At 39.2% G+C, this 21,724-nt stretch carries 22 protein-coding genes; 13 read left to right on the top strand and 9 right to left on the bottom strand.

From position 1 onward, the window contains the following. Window positions 1-1,533 carry an ABC transporter permease/substrate-binding protein gene (locus AB3Y88_RS09085; RefSeq protein WP_228888280.1) on the bottom strand — a complete coding sequence of 511 codons (1,533 nt, stop codon included), beginning with the start codon at window positions 1,531-1,533 and terminating at the stop codon, window positions 1-3. 116 nt (window positions 1,534-1,649) lie between these two features. Here AB3Y88_RS09085 and AB3Y88_RS09080 point away from each other — a divergent pair, with 116 nt between their 5' ends. Then, window positions 1,650-1,961 carry a hypothetical protein gene (locus AB3Y88_RS09080; protein WP_056961378.1) on the top strand — a complete coding sequence of 104 codons (312 nt, stop codon included), beginning with the start codon at window positions 1,650-1,652 and terminating at the stop codon, window positions 1,959-1,961. On the opposite strand, the gene AB3Y88_RS09075 is transcribed toward AB3Y88_RS09080, so the two are convergent. Beyond that, window positions 1,902-2,291, bottom strand: coding sequence for a VOC family protein (locus AB3Y88_RS09075; RefSeq protein ID WP_228888282.1), 390 nt, complete (start codon window positions 2,289-2,291; stop codon window positions 1,902-1,904). The two genes, AB3Y88_RS09080 and AB3Y88_RS09075, sit on opposite strands and share 60 nt — an antisense overlap. A gap of 115 nt (window positions 2,292-2,406) precedes the next feature. On the opposite strand from AB3Y88_RS09075, the gene AB3Y88_RS09070 reads away from it, so the two are divergent. The 8 genes from AB3Y88_RS09070 (at window position 2,407) to AB3Y88_RS09035 (ending at window position 9,095) form a co-directional block, all read left to right on the top strand. Beyond that, window positions 2,407-2,970, top strand: a complete 564-nt coding sequence (locus AB3Y88_RS09070; RefSeq protein ID WP_367293428.1) for a helix-turn-helix transcriptional regulator — start codon at window positions 2,407-2,409, stop codon at window positions 2,968-2,970. Window positions 2,971-3,036: 66 nt separating this feature from the next. Further along, the gene (istA, locus tag AB3Y88_RS09065; RefSeq protein ID WP_228890254.1) at window positions 3,037-4,251 is read left to right on the top strand and encodes an IS21 family transposase; all 1,215 of its coding nucleotides are present in this window, start codon (window positions 3,037-3,039) and stop codon (window positions 4,249-4,251) included. Continuing rightward, window positions 4,238-5,068, top strand: coding sequence for an IS21-like element helper ATPase IstB (gene istB / locus AB3Y88_RS09060; protein WP_313819558.1), 831 nt, complete (start codon window positions 4,238-4,240; stop codon window positions 5,066-5,068). Before istA ends, istB begins: the two co-directional genes overlap by 14 nt. A gap of 60 nt (window positions 5,069-5,128) precedes the next feature. Next, window positions 5,129-5,557, top strand: coding sequence for a WYL domain-containing protein (locus AB3Y88_RS09055; RefSeq protein WP_367293427.1), 429 nt, complete (start codon window positions 5,129-5,131; stop codon window positions 5,555-5,557). A gap of 1,092 nt (window positions 5,558-6,649) precedes the next feature. After that, the gene (locus AB3Y88_RS09050) at window positions 6,650-7,093 is read left to right on the top strand and encodes a DUF3290 domain-containing protein (protein WP_056961382.1); all 444 of its coding nucleotides are present in this window, start codon (window positions 6,650-6,652) and stop codon (window positions 7,091-7,093) included. Window positions 7,094-7,214: 121 nt separating this feature from the next. Further along, window positions 7,215-7,466: an IS3 family transposase gene (locus AB3Y88_RS09045; protein WP_002816285.1), complete on the top strand. Its 252-nt coding sequence runs from the start codon at window positions 7,215-7,217 to the stop codon at window positions 7,464-7,466. A gap of 5 nt (window positions 7,467-7,471) precedes the next feature. Then, on the top strand, window positions 7,472-8,362 hold the full coding sequence (locus AB3Y88_RS09040; protein ID WP_367293443.1) for an IS3 family transposase: 891 nt from the start codon (window positions 7,472-7,474) through the stop codon (window positions 8,360-8,362). A gap of 136 nt (window positions 8,363-8,498) precedes the next feature. Continuing rightward, on the top strand, window positions 8,499-9,095 hold the full coding sequence (locus AB3Y88_RS09035; RefSeq protein WP_367293442.1) for a DUF421 domain-containing protein: 597 nt from the start codon (window positions 8,499-8,501) through the stop codon (window positions 9,093-9,095). 71 nt (window positions 9,096-9,166) lie between these two features. On the opposite strand, the gene AB3Y88_RS09030 is transcribed toward AB3Y88_RS09035, so the two are convergent. Next, window positions 9,167-10,009 carry a MurR/RpiR family transcriptional regulator gene (locus AB3Y88_RS09030; RefSeq protein WP_228888626.1) on the bottom strand — a complete coding sequence of 281 codons (843 nt, stop codon included), beginning with the start codon at window positions 10,007-10,009 and terminating at the stop codon, window positions 9,167-9,169. A gap of 272 nt (window positions 10,010-10,281) precedes the next feature. On the opposite strand from AB3Y88_RS09030, the gene AB3Y88_RS09025 reads away from it, so the two are divergent. The 4 genes from AB3Y88_RS09025 (at window position 10,282) to AB3Y88_RS09010 (ending at window position 14,341) form a co-directional block, all read left to right on the top strand. Next, window positions 10,282-10,965: a ribose-5-phosphate isomerase A gene (locus AB3Y88_RS09025; RefSeq protein ID WP_228888625.1), complete on the top strand. Its 684-nt coding sequence runs from the start codon at window positions 10,282-10,284 to the stop codon at window positions 10,963-10,965. After that, window positions 10,962-11,942, top strand: a complete 981-nt coding sequence (locus tag AB3Y88_RS09020) for a Gfo/Idh/MocA family protein (RefSeq protein ID WP_056961387.1) — start codon at window positions 10,962-10,964, stop codon at window positions 11,940-11,942. The genes AB3Y88_RS09025 and AB3Y88_RS09020 overlap by 4 nt, the downstream gene beginning before the upstream one ends. Before the next feature lie 461 nt (window positions 11,943-12,403). Continuing rightward, entirely contained in the window at window positions 12,404-13,252 is an 849-nt protein-coding gene (locus AB3Y88_RS09015; protein ID WP_228888622.1) for a DUF72 domain-containing protein, read from the top strand. 705 nt (window positions 13,253-13,957) lie between these two features. Beyond that, the gene (locus tag AB3Y88_RS09010) at window positions 13,958-14,341 is read left to right on the top strand and encodes a YueI family protein (RefSeq protein WP_228888620.1); all 384 of its coding nucleotides are present in this window, start codon (window positions 13,958-13,960) and stop codon (window positions 14,339-14,341) included. Window positions 14,342-14,530: 189 nt separating this feature from the next. Here AB3Y88_RS09010 and AB3Y88_RS09005 read toward each other — a convergent pair whose 3' ends face one another. The 6 genes from AB3Y88_RS09005 to AB3Y88_RS08980 all read right to left on the bottom strand — a co-directional run bounded on the left by AB3Y88_RS09005 (window position 14,531) and on the right by AB3Y88_RS08980 (window position 21,687). Further along, entirely contained in the window at window positions 14,531-15,676 is a 1,146-nt protein-coding gene (locus AB3Y88_RS09005; protein ID WP_367293426.1) for an ABC transporter permease, read from the bottom strand. Then, on the bottom strand, window positions 15,673-16,782 hold the full coding sequence (locus AB3Y88_RS09000; protein WP_056961395.1) for an ABC transporter permease: 1,110 nt from the start codon (window positions 16,780-16,782) through the stop codon (window positions 15,673-15,675). Before AB3Y88_RS09000 ends, AB3Y88_RS09005 begins: the two co-directional genes overlap by 4 nt. Before the next feature lie 8 nt (window positions 16,783-16,790). After that, the gene (locus tag AB3Y88_RS08995) at window positions 16,791-17,738 is read right to left on the bottom strand and encodes an ABC transporter ATP-binding protein (protein WP_228888618.1); all 948 of its coding nucleotides are present in this window, start codon (window positions 17,736-17,738) and stop codon (window positions 16,791-16,793) included. Between the two features lie 180 nt (window positions 17,739-17,918). Continuing rightward, the gene (locus AB3Y88_RS08990; RefSeq protein ID WP_228888615.1) at window positions 17,919-18,434 is read right to left on the bottom strand and encodes a DUF523 domain-containing protein; all 516 of its coding nucleotides are present in this window, start codon (window positions 18,432-18,434) and stop codon (window positions 17,919-17,921) included. A 452-nt stretch (window positions 18,435-18,886) separates the two neighbouring features. After that, the gene (locus tag AB3Y88_RS08985) at window positions 18,887-21,196 is read right to left on the bottom strand and encodes a heavy metal translocating P-type ATPase (RefSeq protein WP_228888635.1); all 2,310 of its coding nucleotides are present in this window, start codon (window positions 21,194-21,196) and stop codon (window positions 18,887-18,889) included. A gap of 47 nt (window positions 21,197-21,243) precedes the next feature. Then, window positions 21,244-21,687: a CopY/TcrY family copper transport repressor gene (locus AB3Y88_RS08980; RefSeq protein ID WP_054758002.1), complete on the bottom strand. Its 444-nt coding sequence runs from the start codon at window positions 21,685-21,687 to the stop codon at window positions 21,244-21,246. Window positions 21,688-21,724 lie beyond the last annotated feature (37 nt).

Genomic DNA, 21,724 nt, shown 5'->3' with positions numbered 1-21,724 from the left:
TTAATTCCCCCTTTTTAGCAAGTTGTGTTTAACAAGATACGCATGTGCAACTGTAGCAGGGTCCTTTTTTTCAACATTGACCGCATAGTTCATTTTTTGCATCTGAGTAGCTGAAATTTTTCCAGCTAATTTATTTAGACTCTTTACAATCCCAGGATGTTCTTTTGCAAATTTTTGGGTCATTAAAGGTGCTCCCCGATATGAAGGGAAAAGATGTTTGTCATCTTGTAAGACCTTAAGATGGTACTGAACTAGCTCTGAATCGGTCGAAAAAGCATCCACCAGATTAACACGACCGTCGTGAATTGCAGCATAGCGTAACGATGGTTCAAAAGAACGTGTTTTAAAACTCAAATCATAGGCCTTTTTAATCCCGCGGTAACCATCCGGGCGATCTAAAAATTCAAGTGTAAAACCCGCATTTATTTTAGCTTGTATCTTAGTTAAATCAGAGATTTTTGTAAGTTGATTTTCCTTAGCCAGTGTTTCTGGCACGGCAAGCGCGTATGTATTCTCATACTGCATCGGCTTCAAGTATGCCAACTGATCCTGCTGTAAAAGCAGCCGCTTAGCTGTACTGTAAGTCTGTTGTGGTGTTCGCTTTTCGTTTTGTTGTTTTTTAGGTACTTTAACAAGTGTTTCAAGCACCGTTCCTGTGAATTCAGGATAGATATCAATATCTTTAGCTTTTAAAGCATTAAACAAAAAGGTAGTTTTCCCAAAATTCGATTTCAATTGTACCTGAATCTTAGGATTATCTTGCTCAATTAGCTCCTTGTACATATTGATCAAAATATCAGGTTCACTGCCTAATTTACCAGCAATGGTAACTGTTTCTGTACGTTGTGTCATTGCAAACAGTTGATTAGCGCCAAATCCGACAATTAAAAGTGCAGCTAGACCAGCAGTCCACTGCCAACGATGCCGTGCCAGCCAAGCCACCAAGCTGCTAAGTATAATGGCTAAGAGTGCGGCTGAAAGTGCACCAATTAAAATCAAGTTGACATTATTACGGTCAATTCCTAATAAAATAAAGGAGCCTAAACCGCCTGCACCGATCAAAGCTGCCAGTGTCGCTGTGCCGATTATTAACACCAAGGCTGTGCGAATTCCACCAAGAATAGCTGGGGCAGCAAGTGGCAGCTGAACCTTAACTAATTTTTTGCTGCGTGTCATTCCAAAAGCATCTGCGGCTTCAATTAATGAAGGATCAATATTTGTAAGTCCTATGTACGTGTTTTGATAGATTGGCAAAAGTGCATAGATTACTAATGCAATTATTGTAGGCACCGTGCCAATTCCTACTAACGGAATCAATAATCCTAAGAGTGCTAGCGAAGGAATCGTTTGCAAGACCCCAGCAACCTGCAGCAGCACGGAGGCTGTTCTCTGATGATCTGCTGTCCAATAGGCAAGTGGCATTGCAATTATGGCAGCTAACAATAATGCTAACAGCGAGATATTTAGATGCTGAAAAGTCGCATTAAGTAGCTGTGCGTGCCGTTCTACGAGTGTATTTACTAAAGTTGACAAATTTTCTCCACCCTTCTTTATATTTATATGCTATGACACTGTATACTAAATTAAAAGAGATTTGCCCATTTACGACAAAAGTGTAACTGTAACCAAAAACAATGGGGGAAACTAATATGACAGTCAGCGATTTACTAAAAGATCCAAGCGCGCAAACAATTCAAAGTGTGTTGCCGCAAGGAGTAACACTGATGGCTTGCAATCTAGCTGCAGCTAGTGCGAGTTCTTATTGGCTGTTAAAACAACAGGAAAAAAATAATGTGACCTGGGCAACGCTCCGAATTGCACCCCACCTAACTTGGCTGTTGCACGCAGTTCAAATCACCATTTTTTGGCAAAAAGACACTGGTTTGACAAGATTAGCTGAACTACTGAACCACGAATTCTCTGGTAATTTTAGGAACAAATTTTTTAAACTTTCTAAATAAGGGACTGAAGGGCACTTCGGCTAATTTTTGAATTACTTGGGTGCCCTTAGCGCTTGTTAAACCGTTAAACAAATTTTTTGTATCTTCTAAATTTGAGGATTGAATACAAATACTTTGTCCATTTCCTGAGGTATATTCTTTGTTATCTAATGGTTCTTCGTTAATCATCAAAATTCCACCAGTTTTTAATTGTAAGACAGAGTGAGAAATAAGATGATCTTGATAGGTCTCTTTAAAAACACAGGTAGCACCCAAATATTTTTCATAAAAACTGATTGCCTCATTTCCAGCTCCGTTCATTGACAAAAAACTTACCAACTCTGTACTCATAAGTAATGCTCCTTTTTATCAGTAGAACTTATTTTTATCTTCTTCTACTGTATTTATAGGGTACTAGATAAAGGTTTCAAAGTATGATACCTTTATTGCAGAAAGGAATTGTATTATGAACAAATCAGAACGTCTTAATGCTATGCTGATATATCTGAATAATAAGAGCTATTTTAACTTAAGTGATTTAATGGAAAAGTACAATATTTCTAAAAGCACTGCGCTTAGAGATATCCAGTCATTGGAAATGATTGGGATGCCTATCTTTGCTGAGCACGGGAGATACGGAAGATATGGTATTTTGGGGAATCGATTATTATCCCCGATTATCTTTTCCATTGACGAAATGTATGCTATGTATTTCTCAATGCTTACATTAAAAGGATTTCAAGCTACTCCGTTTGATTTGGATTTGCAAAAATTAAATCAAAAATTTGAAGCTTGTATTTCTAAAAAGCATAAATCAAATTTAGCCAGAATGGAAACAGTGCTCAATTTTTTTTCCGCAAAACAAGTGAATGAATGCCCGCTTTTGAAAGATATCTTATATTCTGCAATAAGTAATACTGTAAATGATATTAACTATAAACGTGCAAATATCAATTATTTATACACTGTTCAATTCTTAAAGGTATCTAGTGTCAGCAACGGTTGTAAAATGTTGGAAAATACCGATTAGAAAATGTCGGTTTTCCAACATTTTTTTACGGTAAAATAAACGCATCTCAAATTTGGAGGAACTGAAATGCGTTTAGATGTTGAGCAGTGTGTCCAGCAATATATTATGAACAAAATAAAGCCCAACTTCGCTGAAATTGGTCGGCGATACGGTGTTGATCCACGAACGGTAAAAAGATACTACAATTTAGGGCTTACGCCCCCAGATGAGCAGCCACAACCCTTACGGCGGCCGAGTAAACTTGACGATTATCGAAAAACGATTGAAGAAAAGGTTCTAGAAGGCTGTTCGGCAACGGCAATTTATTACTTTATCAAAGAACGTGGCTATCAAGGAAAGCAAAGTATTCTCAGAGACTATTGTCGAACCATCAGAAAAGCCGCAACGAAAAAAGCCACTATCCGGATTGAAACCTCGCCAGGGATTTCAGCCCAGGTTGATTGGAAAGAAGATTTAACGTTGGTTTCTCGGCATGGAGAGATTGTCAAAGGCAACATCTTCTTATATGTTTTAGGGTACTCGCGAATGAAATACATGCAATTTACCTTCAGTCGCAGCCAAATTACCTTTTTTGATTGCTTAACTAATGCCTTTTGGGCAACCGGGGGTGTGCCGAAAGAAATCTGGTTTGACAACCAAAAGGTTGTCGTCGATCATCATAAAAGTAATTTTGGTAAGCCGGTATTTAATGAAACCTTCGTTGAATACGCTAAGGACGCTGGTTTCAAGCCAATTGCTTGTCGACCGTTTCGGCCACAAACCAAAGGAAAGGTTGAGGCGCTGGCCAGAACTACTCAGCGAATCAAAGTTTACAACCATGAGTTTGAAGAGCCGCTAGACTTAGCCGAGATCGTCCATTTGACGTGTGATCAGCTGAATCATGAGAAGTCTCAGGCGACTCAAATTCCGCCTTATTTATTGCTTGATAAAGAAAAAGAGTATCTCCAGGATTTTGATCACGACTTACTCGATGCCTATGCCAGCCAAACCATCGCAAGGAAAGTTAGCAAGGAATCAATGATTGTCTTTCAAAATCGGAAATACTCCGTCCCCATAAGATATATTGACGAAACCGTACAAATTAAACACGATGACAATACTCTATACATTTATTATAACGGAGAATTAATTCGTTCTCACCCTATTTCACTGAAAAGATTTACTTACCTTCGCGATGACATGGAAGAGATTGTCCGATCAGACCTTTATAAGAATCGTGATGACCGAGTCATTGATGATTACGTCGACCGAAACCTGAAGATGTTTGATGAAATGGAGTGAGAAAATGGCCAATTACCAAGCTTTATACACCAACCTTAGACAATTAAAGTTAGATCGTTTCGCCGAACATTTAGGCTACCTATTGGATCATCAAGATGAAGCACCCAAGTCCTTGAGTGATGCCTTATTCGAATTGACAACGGCTGAGCTTAAATACCGGGAACAAAAAAAGATTAATTTGAGAATTAAACTAGCCCGCTTTCCATATGAAAAAACGTTAGCTGACTTTGACTTTAGTTATCAACCGGGAATTAACCAAGGGATAATTGAGGACTTGGGATCACTAAGATTCACCCAAGAGAATCAAAACGTTTTGTTTATCGGCACCTCCGGTGTCGGTAAAACTCACCTAGCCACCGCCATTGGAATTGAAGGGTGTAAACAAGGAATTTCAACGCAGTTTATTCGATGTAGCGACCTCATCAACAAGCTTCAAACAGCACAAGTTCAAGGCCGGAGCGAAGAAGTGCTACGCCGGTATGCCCGTTTTCAAATTCTAATCATTGATGAGATTGGTTATCTTCCAATTGAGTCAGTGGGCGCTAAGCTGTTTTTTCAGTTAATTGAAAGACGATACGAACGGAAATCAACCATTATCACCACTAATATTCCGCTTTCTAAGTGGGGAAACACCTTTTCAGATAAGATGTTAGCTAACGCCATTTTAGATCGCTTGGTTCATCACGCTAAAGTTATCCGAATCACTGGTCGATCATATCGAATGAAAGATCATTTAATTGAAAAGAAGGATAATTCCGGACCTGATTTATCAGGTTTCAACGCACAAAATAAAGAAAGGAGCAGTGAGACACTGTAAACTTTATCGGTAAAAAACAGCATTTTTTAATCGGCAAAAAACTACATTTTCACATCGGCGTTGACATCTAGTTCTTTTGGACAATGGTATGTAACGGCATATAATCATAAGAGTGAAAAACTTCAAGTATTTAGGTGTGATAAAATCTTTTCGTTGTCTGTCAATGAAAAGATACGTCCTATTAAGACTGAAAAAGCAAAAAAAATTCTTAAGAAGAAATTCAAAAATGATAATGCGACTGATTTTGAGGTAGCAATAACCGATAAGGGAGTTGATATCTTTATCAAAGAAAACTATCCATCAATGACATTGATTTATACTAAAAAAACTCCGATTATTAAAGGTTACTATAACAAGGATGAAGAGAATTTTATTTCAAATTACTTTTTATCTTATGGAAAAGAAATTACAGCAATCAAACCGACTAGATTAAAGAAATTAATTATAAAAAAATTAGCAGATAATCTTTCATACCTCAATCATATATAGCTTCACGAGACACGTTAAGATTAGTTGGAAATTCTTTACCCAAATTCAGTGATCAGCGGGATGAAGTTTTTGAGCTTCCAAATTTTAGAGTGCACAGTCCACCAGCTTAACTTAGAAAGAGCGGTAAGGGTTATTAATGGTGGCAAGGTAAAAAATTTAAACTAGTGATTGAATTAAATAAAAGTACAAGCTATGCCAACTAAAACAAAGTAGAATATTTTGAATGTTGAAGGAAAGAGTACCCAAATTGACTAGCTATAAAGCGACTGTTGACGGTGAAAGAACAGCATTGAAGATTTGGGGAAGATAAATTTAAGGTTTTGTCATGGGTGCAAGCTGATGGCACGTTTTGACTCGATATCGTCAATAACATAGCTATTAGCTGTGTTTTGAGGCTGCGAATTACTAAATCCGTAGTGAATTTTGGATGGTACCACGCTTTTTCGTCCCTGCATTAAGTTGCTGGGGCTTTTTTATTTGGAGTTTTAGAGGTCTCAATTAAGGGGGAGTAAAGTTAAGAACTGCGAATTAACGTTTTGCTTTGTTAAGGATCAAAATAAAAGCTGTCTGGAGAGGACCTTTCATTATTAAAACTATTACTTCACCTGGAATACTCACGTTTAGTTGGGGTGATCAAAATGCCATCTGATTGCTGGCGGTCACAAGAAAATTCCATTTGACCTTAAAAATGAATTTCTTTCATTCAAAATGCTACTGGGGGACCGGAACAACGTTAACCTCTTGCTGCATCAGATTGAACAGTCTGCATTCCAAACTAGACTTGCAGCTTACTTTGGAGCTAACCTTTTTTTGGTCAATTTACAAAACAACAACTGCTGAAACTTATGCCTACTAATCAATGGTTGCAACCTATTCTAGCTGCCGAGTCGCCCCCTGTAAATTGGTTGAAAAATGTTAAAAATCACTATGGTCCTGCTTTTGTGCGCCAGTGTATGACTGTAATTAATGCACAGAAAAAGCGGTCCCTTGAATGATCACAAAGGTTGCTTAAAATATTATATAATTCTTTTGAATCTTAATTAATAAAGCGTAAAATACTATATAGTCTAAACTAATTAGGGAAGTGAAACATTGACATTCTTTGGCATTAACTTCATAGAAAACCAATTACATTTAAGTAATTTCATTAAATATTTTGTAACGGGATTGCTAGTGCTTGCTTTAATAATTGCAATCACTCTTTATCTGCGACATCGGATTCAAGTTAAGTATCGCGACTTGAGTATTATTGTTTTTTTACTGTTGCTTTTTATGCTTGGATTACAATATTCAGATTACACACAGGCCAAAAATCAGCATGCCCAATCTTTCCAGATGGTCACCTTCATTACCCAAATTGCACAGGAAAAACATGTTCGTAAAAAGACAATATTCGTTAATTCAACGCAGCTTAGCGATGGGATCGTAGTTAAGCTCAAAAATGCTTACTACCGGGTAAATCTAAATGCAAATCAAACTGATTATACACTGACCAGAACGCACCTGATTGACAGTCAAATTAATATTAAAAAATAGGAGATCACAATGGACTTATATAACCCAATTATTATCAAGTTGGATGTAAGCTGATTCCTGAGACAACTTTTAAGAGAGGGTATAATAAGTCAATCGTCTCTTAAAAGAAAGGAATTTTTACATGCCAACTCGTTACGACAAAGAATTCAAACAAAACATCATCAACCTATATAAACAAGGCGAATCAGCCGCCCAACTGGCCAGAGAATATGGCATTGGCTATTCAACCGTTCATAAGTGGATCCAGGGCCAAGCCAAAACTCAATCCGGTAAATCGCCAGACGAAATTAAAGCGATGGAAAAGCGGCTGGCTTCCCTGTCTGAGGAGAACGAAATCCTAAAAAAAGCCCTGGGCTTCCTTGCGCAGAAGTAACCAATATTTTTGATTACATTCACCAAGAAAGCCATAACCACCAGGTAACTAAGATGTGCCGAATCCTCGGTGTTTCCAGAGCTCAGTATTATCGTTATCGATCCCCAAAGCCTTCAAAACGCCGGACCGAAGATGAGGACTTAAAACAACGGATTCTGCGGATCTTTGCGGAATTCAAGCAGCGATACGGCGTTATGAAGATCCACCATGAATTGAATCTGGAACTTCAACCACTGCAGCGTCGGTGCAGCCCAAGACGGATTTCCCGGCTCATGAAGGAACTGGATATCCACTCCGTTACCGTCAATAAATGGAAAGCGGCTTCGGCTTCCAAAACCAAGGTTGAACAGCGTCCCAACTTGCTTAAGCAGGATTTCTCGACCACTGGTTTAAATCAAAAATGGACCGCTGATATGACCTATATTCAAACGAAGCGTAATGGCTGGTGTTACTTATCAACCATCATGGATCTGCACTCAAGACGAATTATCGGCTATTCATTCTCAAAAAAGATAGATACTGATTTAGTCTTAAAGACCCTGGAAAGCGCGGTTAAAAATCGAACCATTACTGGGGACCTGATTATCCACACAGACTTAGGATCACAGTACACCAGCGATGATTACAAACAACGGTTAACAGAACTACATATCCGCCACTCTTACAGCCGTAAGGGGTGTCCATACGATAATGCACCAATGGAATCTTTTCATGCTTCCCTCAAAAAGGAGTGTGTTTATCCAGTGCCGGTCTTTAAGAATTATGAAACTGCCGCTGCTGTCCTTTTTGAATATGTGCATGCTTTCTACAATAGGAAGAGAATTCATAGTTCACTGGGCTACCAGACCCCCTTACAAGTTGAAATCGCAACACTTACGAGCCAAATGGCCGCCTGATTTAATGCTTTCCATGGTTCAAATAAGTTATTAATCACGATTAATGATTTATTTGAGCTGTGGAAGGTAAACGCAGTTCTGAATGTCTCTTAAAACCTGTCTCAAATATTGACTTCAATCCAAGTTATCTTTAGGAATTTTGTGCTTAATTTTACAAATCAATCTACTTGGAAAAGGTAATTTAGCCCCTACCACCGCTTTAGATCAAGTTCAAAATTATGTTCTGGGAGGCATTATTGGTGGCGTCATCTATAATAACGAGATTACTACTTTGCAATTTGTAATGGTTTTGCTTATTTGGACATTGCTCGTTTTAATCACGAAGTTTCTAAAAGAACATAATCGTTATCTTAAAAATATTATTGACGGTAAACCGCATGTGCTAATTAGAGATGGTCGCGTTAATGTATCAGAGTGCCTGCGTCGTGGAATTTCCGCAAATGAATTGATGTTTCGTTTGCGTGCACATGGCGTCTATGAACTAAGCAAAGTTAAGAGCGGCATTTTAGAACAAAACGGTCAACTCGTTGTCATCGAGTATGGCGCAGAAAATATTCGCTATCCTTTGATTGTAGACGGACAAGTCAATCCAGATGTCCTTGAACTTTTAAACAAAGACACTCACTGGCTGGAACACGAAATTCATAGACAGGGTTATCAAGAACTCAGTGATGTTTATTTAGGTGAATATAAAGCACAGCAACTCCATTTGGTACCCTATGCCAAAAAATAGTTCAACCTGTCCATAATTAGCATTTCAACTAATTTCTTACCACATTTAGTGCAGCTATTCCCAACCGTTTTTCAAAGCTTTTCATCCGAAATCAAATTCTCATGTTGTTTGATATTCTCCAACCGTTTCTTATTCTTTGCTAGGAGCAGTAAGAAAAGTGCTTCAACCGCAGTCATTGCAGCTACACGCGAAAAATAATACTCAGATTGCAATACTCGTTGGCGCACTGCAGTTGTTAAGTGTAAATCTGCCGCAAGCCCCAATGGTGAATCCGCACGGTTAGTCAGCGCAATCACTTTCAACCCGCCCTGATGAGCAACTTTAACTTGCTTAAGCAGCGCACGCGATTCCCCTGAATTCGAGATCACCAGCAAAACATCATTGGCTTGTAAGTTAAGCGTTTGTGCAATTGCTGTTTGCCAAGACTCTGCGCTAATTGTTAGAATACCCAGCTGGTTAAAACGATAAGCGGCATCGGCTGCAACCGGAAAGGTATTGCCTTCTGCTGCGACCTGTAATATTCGTGCGTTTTCAATTAATTTCAGGATCTTTTCGACATTTTTTGTAGGTATCTTTGTTAAAGTGTTCTTGATCTCAGCGACCTTATTGTCCTTGATACTCGCCAAGGCTGCTTGCAAATCATCGTAATCCACATTTTTGTAATAACTAGTGTCATCACTTACTACCTTAGCTAAATCAATCTTTAATTGATGAAATCCTGATAACGACAAATTCTTGCAAAACCTAGAAACCGATGCTTCACTAACCTGTGCTTGCGTTGCAAGTTCTGAAATAGTGTAATTAACAACTGCTGCAGGATTTTGCAAAATAACCTGCGTAATTTTTTTGTCAGACTGTGTCATCTTATTGACACTACTGTATAAAACATCAACTATGTTTTTATTATCCTCCATGGTTTTTCTCCTTTGTTTTGAGTACGCCAATGATCGTGTCTAACCACATTACAATTATTTTCAATTCACAGCGTGACTCAAAAATTAACCTGCCATCTGTCACTTTACCTTAGCAGATCTTTATTTACCAGTCCTTTCCACTGATTGTGCCTCCTCTTTGACTACTCATCCCACAAAATTCTTATGAGTTGACAAAGAGACCCGTGCGCTGTATCCTTTTCTTGTAAATTAATTTCATTAATTTATTTTTTAAGAAAATAAATTACAAGAAGGTGAGAATTATTACTGCAATTACTGAGAGAGCCTTAGAATTCATCAAGCCCGGAATGACGATTAGCTTAGGCGGAGGCAGCAATGTGCACGACTTGGCCGTTGCTTTGGCGACAAAACCACAACTAAAGCTTACACTTTGCACCCCTTCTGAATTAACTTACCAGGCTTGCTTGAAACTTGGGCTTAAAATGACCACATTGACGCAAATCAAAGACCTCGATTTAGCATTCGATGGCTGTGACAGTCTTGATTACCAGCTGCGTGCGCTTAAAAGCAACGGTGGCATCCACACACTAGAAAAAATTTGTGCCCAAAAAGCACAAGTTTATATTATTTTAACAAAGAGTGAGCGTTTGACACTACAATTAAATCCAGCTATTCCGCTAACCCTTGAAGTCATCAGTCCTGCTGTTTCAACAGTCAGCTCCCTGCTAAGTGCTCCTGGTATTCAAATTCAGCAACGCTTAGCAAGTACGGTTGCCAGCTTTGCTCGTACTCCAAGCGGCAATTGTCTTTTGGATTGCTACGCACAAAACTGGCATGAAATTACCACTTTTGCGCATAAAGCGGCTAGTTTAAATGGTGTTATTGGAACTTCTTTTTTTGAAGATTATGTCACTAATGTTCTAGCACTTGAAGCAGATAATTCCGTCAAAGAAATCAGAAAGGATGAGTTCAAATGAGAAAATATAATTGGGGCATGATTGGTACAGGTTGGATTGCACATGAGATGGCAGATGCTTTGAACACCGTTAATGGCGAAATCTATGCAGTTGCCGATATTAATCAAGAAAAATTGGCAGAATTCGCGTCCTCAAAACATATCCAAAAACAGTATACGGACGCGACAGCGCTGATCAATGATCCTCAGGTGGACATCATTTATATTGCTACGCCCCATACCTATCATTACGAGTACATTAAAAAAGCCTTGAACGCTGGAAAACATGTTTTTTGTGAGAAGGCCATCACTGTAAACGCACGCCAATTTGATGAAGTTCAACAACTTGCTGCGGAAAAAGGACTCATTTTAACAGAGGGTTTTACGCTTTATCACATGCCACTTTTCACCAAAATCAAAAAACTAATTAAAGCTGGAAAGATTGGTGAAACAAAACTCGTCCAAGTCAATTTTGGAAGCCTTAAAGATTATGATCCCAGCAACCGTTTCTTCAACAAAGACCTGGCAGGTGGAGCTTTACTAGATATTGGTGGTTATGCAACTGCTTTTGCCCGTACATTTCTGTCCTCACAACCCAATGTTTCACTGACAACTGTCAAATTTTTCGAAACAGGAGTTGATGAACAGTCCGGAATCATTCTGAAGAATTCGCAAGAACAACTTGTAGTAATGGCCCTTTCAATGCGTGCAAAGCAGCCTAAACGGGGAGTTATCTCAGGTACAAAAGGTTACATCGAAATTGAAAATTATCCGCGTGCAACTGCTGCCAAAATCACATACACCGCAGATGCGCACTCCCAGCACTCCGAAGTCCTAACGGCCGGAAATGCAGATGAAGCCCTCTGCTACGAGGTAGAAGATATGCAACGGTATATCGAAAGCGGTCACGATGATGGTCAGTTGTCCTTATCCCACGACGTAACCCACATTCTGGATAATGTCCGTACACAGTGGGGCATGCGTTATCCTTTTGACTAACAAACAACTACAAATGTATCCTACTTCAAGTCATGGGGCTGTGACAAAAGTTAACTTTTGTCACAGCCACTCTTTTATTCCGCATAAACGTGTTCCATAAGTCAAAATTCTCCGTCTAACTTCGAATTACTCATAGCAAAGCACTCGCTATGTTCGTAATTTCGAGTTAGTACTCAAATTTTCCCGACTTATGTCACACTCTCTTTCTAGTTATTCTGGATAAACGTGTTCCATAAGTCAAAATTCTCCGTCTAACTTCGAATTACTCATCGCAAATTACTCGCTATCTTCGTAATTTCGAGTTAGCACTCAAATTTTCCCGACTTATGTCACACTCTCTAATCTCATCTTTGATCTGCTCTTGTAGCCAAATTAATTAGTTAATAGCAGCTTGGCAAAACAATCCTTTTATTATAATTTAACTAAGATGCTATAATGTTGAAAAGGAGCGGATTTTACAGATGATTACGATTGGACTAACGACATGGAGCGAACATCAAGCACTTATCAAAGAGCAAAATCGCTCTGTAACGCTTAGAGAATACGCGGCTCATTTTCCCGTTGTTGAAGTAGATACATCCTTTTATGGTATCCCGCAAAAAGCGACAATTTTGAGGTGGCAGCAGCAAGTGCCACCTTCTTTTCAATTTATTATTAAAGCAAATCGTCTCCTAACAGGCCATACTGAGACAGCCCCTACTTTAATGCAGTTAAAAGATCACTTCAAACAATTTACCGCAGCTATCGAGCCCCTAGTTGAGACCCACCAATTAAAGAGTGTCCTGTGTCAGTTTCCGCCCTTTTTCACGGCGAACAAAAAAAATGTTGCTTACCTCCGCTTTTTACGGCAACAACTTGAACAATTGCCATTAGCCTTGGAATTCCGCAACCAGAGCTGGTACACAGCCCAGACCCGAAACTCATTAATATCTTTTTGCCAGCAACAAGCTTACACGCTCGTTGCGGCTGATGAACCAACACAAGAAATCGGTTCAGTCCCGTTTATGCCGGAAGTAACCACTCCCTCTCTTTTGATTCTACGCTTACATGGCAGAAATCAAAAAGGCTGGTTTAATCCGGGAAAAGAGTGGCGCAAACAACGAACGCTTTATCGCTATAATTCAGCAGAATTAACCTTCTTTAAACACCATATTGAAGCTTTGGCTGGAAGAGTCACGGAAGTCTGTGTTATCTTCAATAACAATTCTGGTCAAGATGCCGCTCCAAATGCACTTGAACTTAAAAGACAACTCGGCATCGAATTTCAAGGACTTGGTCCGCTTCCACCTGAACAAACTGAACTTTTCTAGACAGCACAAAAGCTTGAAGCTGTCATAATTTTTGCCCGCGGTCACAAAAGAGGCGCTTAAACTAAAAAAAAAGACACACAAAAACAGCCCAGCAAGATAAATTTCTTTCACTAACAAGCTACTTAAACTCTATCTTTTTTGATCTAACCAATCTAACCATCGACTTTTTTGTTTCCGCTAAAATCGACAACTCTATCAATTATCTCACTGGACTGCTGAAGAATAAGGGATTGCCAAACTCTAACCTCTTTTCTAACTGCCTTGCGACAGCTCTTTTTGTTCGACCAATCTGCAAGCAGATCGCCGAACCTTCGATTATAGCGTTTGCTATAACCCCTTACACTCTGTATTATACACATATTTTAAAATAATGCAAGCGCTTACTAAAATTAATTATTTTCTTCACGCTCAACTAGCCACTTCATTTTTCCAACTTGGCAACCTCATTTAAAGTATTTATCCATGCCTTCAGATATGTTATCTTATGAAATAGAGTGTTGAGAGTAGGACAAAAGGAGTTTAGTGGGCGAACATTAACAGCGTAAGTCAGCTTATTTTGGGGTGGAATTGTCTGCCTTACGAGGTTAAGTGCAGCCAACTGCCTTTTAGTCCACGTTTCAGCACTAGCTGTTTGGAAACCAAAAAAGTTCGCGACTTTTGTCCCAAACTCGCCTTTGGAATGTGAAGAAGAAAGGAAGAGAAAGCATGGCTTCAAATAATGAACTAGAAAATCGTTTAGATCAGGGAATTTACGGAACTCCCCAACTAAAACCAGATGAACAACGCCACTATCTCGGTACCTTCCGTGAACGTGTTGCACTAACTCTTGATTTCGAAGAAGTTAAAAATTCTGATTACTTAGAAAGAGTGCGCAAAGAACTTGTGCAACACCCCGAATATCAGCTACTAATCAATGGGGATGTTCCTGCCAGTTCCTTTTCCGCATTAATTCGGATTTCGAGGCAAACTAATACCAAATTCGAAACAGTTGCCAACAGCACCAGTTCCGCTCAAACAGAACTTGCTGCCGTAATTGCCAGCCCAGATACTGCCTTGAATATCGAAGATGTTGATGTTGCACACAAATGAACCTTTAGGCCTCAGCACAAACACCCCCTAAAATTTCAATAGAACAAAATTTTGAGTACCCACCGCTAATTATTCTTTCCTGCCCAAAGGCATGTTCATAATTAGCGGCAGGTACTCAGTTTTGTTATGCTCCTGCAGTTAAATACCAAGAAAAACTCCCAACTACAGCTCTCAAACTTTGATTATTAGTTAAATAAACTGTATCTTCTTCTTTCGCTTAGCCACAAATAAAGTCGCACAGAAAAAGAAAATAACAAATACTGCCAAAATCGCTAAGTTCATTAAAATAAGCTGGGGTTCCTTTAATTTTTGGACACTTGAGATCGTTTCGACAACCCAATACTGTGGCATAAATTTTGCAAGCTGCTGCATAAAAGTTGGCATCACTGACAATGGAATAACCGTGCCAGATAATAACGAAGTCAATGTATATAATAATGTCTGTAACGCGTCTCCAGTTCCTTTTCGATTAACCGCCAGCCCAATCAACAGCGAGACAATAACGGCCATTAAAGCAAAAAGTTCTAAAATCCCGAAAAGCTTTAAATATGAAATTCCTGCATTGATCATAAAAAAATACTTCATTAACATCATCGTTAATCCAGTTTCAAATGTTCCAATGAAAAATGCTGTTACAGCAGTCCCCCAAAGATATTCATTTTGTGTTAGCGGAGTAGTTAATAGACGGTCATAGACATGATTTATACGTTCATCTTGAATTACGTCGCCAGCAAAACTTGTAATGCTATAGAGCATCATCATCATTAAAAAACCAATAATTTGAGTCGTTAACATATTTTTATTGGCTTGACTGTTAGTGTCACGCTGATCTATCGTTATCCGCTTGGTATACAATGTGCGCATATTTCTTTGAAACACCCTGTCTTTAAGGCTCGCGCGTTGCAATCTGACTACATTCGCGATCGCTGTAGCAACTAATGTTTTACTTTGTTTCTCCAGCAATTTTCCCTGCAGACTTCTAATTGAAATATTAGTTGGTCGCAATTTTCGTAGTCCTTCATTACTTCCCTTTTTTAGATAAACAACCGTACTAACATCATTATTTATTAAACCATCAGTGGCAGCTCTGCTTGAAGAATAGCTTTTTAATTTTACATTTCCGCTCAAAAAAAACTCAAGTGCTTTGGTGTAAGTTCCTCGATCGTGATTGACTACCCCAAATGAAACATTGTCCGTATAAGCAGCAGAATCTTGGTAGCTGGAAAAATAAATAAAAATTGAGATAAATGGAATAGCTACCACAAAAAATAGTCTAATAGGATGTTTTTCCCATAACAACATTCTTAATCTGAGTACCCACAGAAAATTTTTCATGCGACGCCCCCTCTTCTACGACTGAATGCTACACATACTATTACCAACAGGCTTGAAAGTAACAGTAGTATTCCAGGAACCCAAGCAATAGTTGTTACTTGTTTAGCGTACACTGCCTCACGCACAGCAATTAGGACCCATCCTGCAGGTGAAAACATTGCCTGATTATGTGACACAGGAAAGTATGCCCCCCCAAAGAAAAGAAAAAGCTGCATTACTATACTCGTAATTGTGGTAACTCCGCGTGCACCCTTAGCCAAAATATCGATTGCAATTCCCAGTAACATAGCAAACATGATTAAGCTCAAAAAAGTCACAAAAATCAAAATCACATTTGAACCCCAATTCACTGCAAAAAATTTGCTGACCACAAACATTAATAAAAGTAATGAACAGGCACGCAGTATAAATGAACCTAAAAAATTACTAATTATAATCTGAAATTTAGGCACAGGCGCAATATACATTCGGGCTAACGTTCTTCTTTGACGCTCCATGGAAAATAAACGAGCACCAATGATCATCGTGATCAAACAGCTCATTGTGATCATTGAAATTGCATAGTACTGAAAAGCACTTGGCTGTTTAACTCCATTATTTTTTTCAACTTTGACCTGTTTGGTGTAGTCTGGAACTTTATCATTTAATTGTGCGGTAGCAGTCCCGCTTTGTGCCAGAGTCGCACTAATAGCATATTCTTTTGCAAACCCTTGGAAATGTGCAGCAAGGATACTGCTCTGCAACACATCTGGGTTATGCGTATAAACAATGATTCGCCCGTTATCAATAATCGCTGCCGCCGTCTTAGAACCACGTTGAACTTTCTTTAATGCGACTTCTTTATTCGAAATTTGTTTAAATGTAATATAACGTGAGCCCGCATTCTGAGCAAAGTTGGCAAAAGCAGCTGCAAGCGGCTGTTGTTTTTCAGGTAGCTGATAGATCACCGTAACCTTTTCAGTCTTTAGCACAGTTTTATTGAAGACATTAGTCAAAACATTTCCTAAAACCATGATCATTGCCAACGGAAAAAGGATTAACCAAATATAAGTTCCAAAAGTGCGCAACTCAACGAGCAACTGCTTTTTTATAATCCCCCAATTCATCACATCACCTACTTTGCATCCCTAAGCTTACGTCCGGTCAACATTAAAAAAACAGTTTCTAAGTTGATTTTATCCTGGTCAACTGCCTTAACAGCAACTTCAGCAGCAATCAGTATTTTCAAAACATCATCTAAAGGATTTTTTTCAGCATTAGCGATAATATGTAATATCTGCCCCTCTAACTGGACCTGTTGGACTCCGTTAAGCGCTCGAAGTTTTTGCAGCTCTACTTTTTCTGGATAAAGAACCTCAATACTGAAATTTTGAGTATTCGTAACTAAGTTGATTAGCTCCGCTTCACTCCCGCATGCAATCAGCTTACCATGATCAATAATCGCGATTTTGTTGCTGATACGTTCGACCTCTTCCATGTAATGGGTTGAATAAATAATTGTGATTCCTTTCTTATTCAGTGTTTCTATAACCCCCAAAATAAAATTGCGTGATTGCGGATCAATTCCGACGGTTGGTTCATCCATAATAATTAGCTCCGGTTCATGCACAAGCGCACAAGCAATGTTCAGTCTGCGTTTCATTCCACCCGAAAAATTCTCCGCCTTCTCCTTTGCATTTTTTTCAAGTGCCACATAACGCAATGCCCGCAAACTTGCCGCTTTTAACATTTTTCCCCTTAAACCGTACAATCCCCCAAAAAAAGCAACGTTTTCGAAAGCTGTTAAGTCCTCATAAATTGCGATCTCTTGCGGAATCATGCCAATCTTACTGCGAATTCGATTACTTTTATGCCGTGCACTTTCCCCAAAAAGTGTGATCGTGCCGCTTGTAATCCCGATTAAGTCCATCATCATGTTGATTGTAGTTGACTTGCCTGCTCCATTCGGACCTAAAAAGCCGATAATATCACCCTTTTCAACTGTCAACGATAAATTATCAACTGCAATTTTACCATCCGGAAATTTTTTAGTTAGTTCCTTAAGCTCAACAATTTTTGTCATCCTTCCTCCTCTTTTCTTTACACAATCCCTAGATCCGCTATCAAAGGCGTACACCAGTGCAATTTGCTAATGAATATTTATGAGTATTCCCACACTCTTAGCCTATTTGGCATAAATTCTGCTGCAATATCTATTGTAGGTTGCCCATTTACTTGCTCCCAAAACTCCTTTAAACTGCACTTAGCAAAATCGCTTTTCCAGCTTTGCAGTCAAAGTGGGTGTTATAAAAGGTTTTACATTTGCGACCTGTAATTGCTGGTCAGAAAAAACTGGGATACCTTGTTGTTGTAAAGATTGTGCGAAAACTCCCATCCCATCTTTTTTCTTTCCATCAAAATTTCCAGTGTATACTTTATCCACACCACATGTCGGACTTCCATCTTTCAAAAAAGCCACTTGAATATCATTTTCAGCTACAATCTTCATCCCTAGCTCCACCCCATGTACAAATTGTGACGTAACATCCCTGCCATTTTCTTCAAGTACTCGCACTTTTTCTACTTGGTTTAAGATATCTGCGGCTGTGCCACCATTTATTTCTGCTGATGCCCTTGGAATACTAAAACCTGCCAGAATTTCAGGACACATTGTAATTGCTTGCCCGTTGAGCAGCAGCCATTTTGCCAGATCATTTTGAGCATTGGTTCCATTATAGCGAACATTAAAACCTGCAAGACAGGCACTTAATAAAATCATTTTTTCTCCTCGTTTGTTTCCCCATTAGTTTATATTCTCTTATTAGCATAATAACGTAAAAAAAAGCTGAATGCGATAGTAATCAAAGCTCTTTAAGACAGTAAAGCCATCAAAGACTACCCACAATTAACATTTAGCATCATTTGGCCTACGCCAACTAAAAAAGATAAAGCAATCAAACTTGCTTACTAACGCTAAATTATGAAGTCATCCGTACTTTGCGCTGACTAATTTGCAGTTCAGTTAGCCGGAGCCTTTTGACTTATGAAACTCGTTATCTGGAATAAATAAAGCGGCCGCGTCAAAATTTAACTTTTGACCCAGCCGCTCGCTAATACTATTTTTCAATCTGAATTAGTCGCCGACAAAACAAACAACTCTTTCTATAAATGTATACGCCCTTTTAAGCTTACTATTTTAAATTTGTTCAGTAATTATATTATCATTATTGCTTAGCGGATTTTTTCCTCATTCAACGTCATTGCATTAAGTGCAACAATAATAGTACTAAGTGACATTACAATCGCACCTACCATTGGATCTAAGACGATTCCCCAATGTGCCAAGATTCCGGCTGCCAGCGGAAGAGCAACAATATTATAACCACTCGCCCACCACAAATTTTGTGTCATTTTCCGGATTGTTAAGCGGGCAATTTGCAGAAGTTTAACAATGTCATTTGGGTTAGATTCAACTAACACAACATCTGCAGAGTCAACCGCGACATCTGTCCCCGAACCAATTGCAACTCCGATGTCAGCCCGTGCCAAGCTGGGAGCATCATTAACACCGTCGCCAACAAACAATACCTTACCTTTTTCTTGATAAAGTTGCACTTGCTTTTCTTTATCTTCAGGTAGTAATTGTGCTTTAAAAGCTCTAATCCCCAGTTGGTTAGCGACCTTTTCGGCTGTAGCCTGATTATCACCTGTTAACATAACAGGCGTCAATCCCTGATCCAAAAGCTGCTGCACCATCTTTTTTGCCTGTGGTTTGATGCGATCCCCTTGAGCAACCATCCCAATCAAATGCTCACCTTGCAATAAGAAACTAATAGTATTTCCAGCTGCTGCTAGTTTTTCTGTAACCGCACGTGGAAATTTAAGCTGTTGTTTTTCTACATATCCTAAAGAAACAATTGCATAGTCAGTACCTGCAATTTTCCCACTCAAACCAACACCTGTCTGCTGCTGAATTGCAGTTGACTTTTCAAAAGTAAGTTTTTTGTCCTTAGCCGCTTTTAATATCCCTGTAGCTAGTGGATGCGTTGACTGGCTTTCTAAACTAGCAAAAAGCTGTAAGATTTGTTTTTCATCATAATCAGCTACCAATGTTTTGATTGCATTAACTTTAAAAATCCCTTCAGTCAGCGTCCCCGTCTTATCCATCAAAACATAGCGTACCCTTTTCACTTGTTCTAAAGCACTGCGATTTCTAATCAGTAAACCATTTGCAGCAGCAATTGATGTACTGCGTGCAGCCACCAGTGGAATTGCCAAGCCTAGTGCGTGTGGACAGGCAATAATAAACACCGTCACCGCAGTTGAAAGTGCAAATGCCAGGCTATCCAGGCTGAGCCAGGCAATAAAGGAAATGATTCCAATACTTAACGCTGCATAAAAGAGATATCCTGCAACCTTATCAGCCATAGTCTCAGTTTGTGACTTGTTTTGCTGTGCAGCTTGAACCAGTTTTACCACCTTGGCGAGATAACCTGTTTCACCAGTCCCTGTAACTCTCAAATTAAAAGTTCCATTACCATTGAGTGTCCCGCCAATTACCTGATCTCCTTGCTTTTTAGCAACCGCACTGGCTTCTCCCGTTACTAACGACTCATTTAAACTGCTTTGACCACTAATGATTATTCCATCAGCCGGAACTTGTTCACCAGCACGAACTTGTAATTCTTGTTCTTTTTTAAGTTCTGTTACCGGCACGTCTACCACTGCGCCAGTCTGCTTAACTAAGTGAGCTGAATTTGGTAGTAACTTCGCCAACTGATCAACTGCCGAGCCAGCATTCATCACCGCATTCATTTCAATCCAGTGTCCTAGCAACATAATGACAATTAAAGTCGCCAGTTCCCAGAAAAAGTCCATTACATGCGGCATCGCACCCAAAATATTATTCGCAATTACTGCATAAACACTGTAAATATAAGCCACTGAAATTCCAAGTGTAATCAAGGTCATCATCGCAGGTTTCTTCTCTGCCAATTCACCCTTAGCACCGTTAAAGAATGGTTTTCCACCATAAAAGAAAAGGATTGTGCCTAACAACGCCACGATCCAATCCGACCCAGCAAATGTAATTTGAAAGGGTAATTTAACCCCCATCATAGGTGACATTATAATGACTGGAATTGTGAGTATCAACGAAACCCAGAATTTTTGTTTTAAATTCCCCATATGCATCATATGCCCACCATGCATCATCTGATCATGATTCATGTGTGCATGATCCATCTGTCCATGATTCATATGTCCGTGATCCATCTGTCCATGATTCATATGTCCGTGATCCATCTGTCCGTGATCCATCTGTCCATGATTCATGTGTTCGTGATTCATCTGTCCATGATCCATGTGTTCATGATCCATGTGTCCATGATCCATCTGTTCATGATTCATCTGTCCATGATCCATGTGTCCATGATCCTTTTGTCCGTGATTCATGTGCAGCTTGCAGTCGTGTTCAGTCTGCAGTGAGCCATGACAACATTCCTTTTCAGATGCTTTTTTGGCAGCATGCGCTTCACACATCATACACTGTTGTCTTTCAGTATCTTCATTTTTTTTATAAGCCATTTTTATTGCTCCCCTTCACAGCAGTGCTCACGTGGTAAACAATTACACGCAATTTCACTTGGTGCTGTTTTTCTTTTTGCTTGCAACATTTGCATAAGATCATCGATGTCATTTTTGCTCAAAGTTAATTCCTTGATATCTGCAAGCAAAGCTTTACCCACCTTCATCGCACACATATCTTGAAAAAGTGCTAGGGAAGTTTGACTCATTGCAAACATCTCCGTTACTAACGGTTGATAGACAAACTGGCGCCCATCTTTACGTGTAGCCAGCATTTTTTTGGCTACCAACCGGCTTAACAAAGTCTTGACAGTGGAGACTGACCACTGCCTTTTTTGCTGCATAATCTCGACTAACTGATGACTTGTTACATTTTTCAATGTCCAAATGACACGCATAACTTCCCACTCGGAACCTGAAATTGCTGATACTTTTCCACTTTCCATTTTATCCTCCATTAAATCTACAGTTGTAGATTATATG

Source organism: Liquorilactobacillus satsumensis (assembly GCF_964065465.1).
In the GTDB taxonomy this organism is placed as follows: Bacteria; Bacillota; Bacilli; order Lactobacillales; family Lactobacillaceae; genus Liquorilactobacillus; species Liquorilactobacillus satsumensis.
Note: the sequence above shows the minus strand (reverse complement) of the source record. Positions and strands in the feature narration are given on the sequence as shown.